Origin of the sequence: Nonomuraea sp. B19D2 (genome assembly GCF_040137845.1) — a bacterium.
Classification (GTDB): domain Bacteria; phylum Actinomycetota; class Actinomycetes; order Streptosporangiales; family Streptosporangiaceae; genus Nonomuraea.
The window spans coordinates 1-2,029 of the sequence record NZ_JBEFAK010000131.1 but is presented as its reverse complement, the minus strand read 5'-3'; the positions used below and the strand labels follow the sequence as shown (position 1 = coordinate 2,029).

The 2,029-nt window shown below is 64.7% G+C and carries 2 protein-coding genes; one reads left to right on the top strand and one right to left on the bottom strand.

Annotation, left to right across the window (positions count from 1 at the left end; genetic code table 11):
* Window positions 1–245 precede the first annotated feature (245 nt).
* Entirely contained in the window at window positions 246–1,016 is a 771-nt protein-coding gene (locus ABN273_RS59085) for a class I SAM-dependent methyltransferase (RefSeq protein ID WP_502911360.1), read from the bottom strand.
* A gap of 454 nt (window positions 1,017–1,470) precedes the next feature.
* Between ABN273_RS59085 and ABN273_RS59080 the strand changes: the two genes are divergently transcribed.
* Window positions 1,471–1,881 (top strand): hypothetical protein, encoded by a 411-nt coding sequence (locus tag ABN273_RS59080; RefSeq protein ID WP_349458571.1) that lies wholly within the window; start codon window positions 1,471–1,473, stop codon window positions 1,879–1,881.
* Window positions 1,882–2,029 lie beyond the last annotated feature (148 nt).

Genomic DNA, 2,029 nt, shown 5'->3' with positions numbered 1-2,029 from the left:
TCCTCACGCAGGTCGAACACCATCTTGATGGCGCGTTCACGCAGCTCTTGGGGGTACTTCCTCGGTGCGGGCACGACTCCCAGCCTTCCAGTCTTGGGAGCCTCCAACCAACCCGGGGCAGCTCATACCACGATTCCGCCAAGAACAGGACCTGTGGAGGGCCTTCCCTGCCGTGACTGAGCGCTTCAGTTCGGGAATCGCCCGCTGAAAACGCTCAGTCACCACGATTGATCGTCACGAGGCGCCTAGCTGGCTTCGAGAACGAAGAACAAGAAGCACAGGAACCTCGTGCGGGTGGGCTCGATCTCGCGGAGCTCCTCGGGGAACAGTTCGCGGGCTTCTGGCACAAACGGCGGTTCGCTGATGACGCTGATGCGAAAGCCAGCCGTGGTGAAGGCGTCGGTCATCGCGTGCAGCGGCCGGTTCCAGAACTTCATCTGGGCGGTCTGCCCACCCTTGGTCCATTCTTCGGTCCAGCTGCGGGTCTCGAAGTACTTGGGCTTTTCCCCGGCCATGTGCTGAAAGAGAGCGATGGAGAAAGGATGGTCGACCGAGACGAGCAGTCTGCCACCAGGCTTCAGCACGCGTCTCAGCTCGGCCAGTGTCGGTCCCCAGTCTTCCAGGTAGTGCAGCACCAGGGATGCGGTGACGTCGTCAAACGCCTCGTCGGGGAAGGGCAGTGGGCCAGCCAGGTCGGCGACCTGCAGATCCGCGTCGGCGCCCAGCCGGCGTCGGGCCTGCTCCAGCATCCCGGCGCTCACGTCGATGCCGGTGACGATGGCGCCTCGATCGCGCAGCTCGGCGAACAGGGGACCCGGGCCGCAGCCGGCGTCGAGGATGCGCCGGCCGGTCACGTCCCCGGCGAGCTCCAGCATCGCGGGACGCTCGTAGTACGCGTTCAGGAGGCTCGTCTCGTTCTCGGCCGCGTACCCATCGGCGATCATGTCATAGGCGTTGAGTGCGGAGGGGTTTGCGGTCTCAACGTGATCTTCGGGCATGGTAGGCATGCGGGCCATTTTGGCCCAGCAGTCTCGGCGGCACAGACATACGGCAGATCTGGATCAAGCATGCAAACGGCCTAACATCCCTCTCGCCAGCGAAGACAGCAGATCGAGCCGGACCGAAGCAGCCTCTCCTCACTCCTCGTATGCGCGGAGCTCGCTAACTCAAGCGCGCATCCGCCGACTCAGGCGCTCAGTCAGACCTGCCTGGCGGACACGCGGGGCCAAGTATCGCTCCCAAATGGGCCACCTATCGCCCCCAACGTCAGAGGATGGTCGGTACGTCGGGATCTCCACCTCATCGGCCGACGAACTCGCTGCCTACCTGGCCATGGTGTGATCCTTCTTCTCGCCGGAACCACCACCTGATGGTCCTCGCTACGCCGCCCGCTGGTACATCGAGGTCGCCTTCTTCGACGCCCGCCAGAGCCTCGGTGTCGGTCAGGCCCGCAACCGCACCCGGCTCGAGGTGGAACGCACCATGCCGTTCGGCATGCTCTGCCCGAGCCTGACCATCCTGTGGTACGCCACCTACGCGCACCGCCCCGCCGACGCCGCCGAGCGCCGGGCACGAGCCCGCTGGTACACCACCAAGACCGAACCGTCCTTCGAAGACATGGTGATCAAGCTCCGCCGGGTCATCATCGCTGAACGTTTCGGCCTCAAGCCCCCTACCAGGCCACACCCGAAGAAACCCAGGCCGTCCTCGCAGCCTGGGCCGCCGCCGAAACATGATGTCCAGAAGTGCGAAACACGAGGGCTTCTGCTGTGGCGGACATCATCGTTCCTTCCGGAATTCCGGGTTCAGCGGGTGGGACCGGCGGTCATGGCCGAGAGGACCACGTACATCGGGTGGGATGCAGCCATCGCCGTTAGCTGAGCGTGGTCGCTGGCGGGGCGGCCTAGGAATGTCCTGAAGATCTTGGTGGGTGGGCTGGTATGGGCTGGCACGTCCGCCGGTCATGGGCTGGTCGGGGTGAGGGTCCAGGTGTTGTTGAGGTAGGCGAGTCCGAGGTTGACCAGGCGGC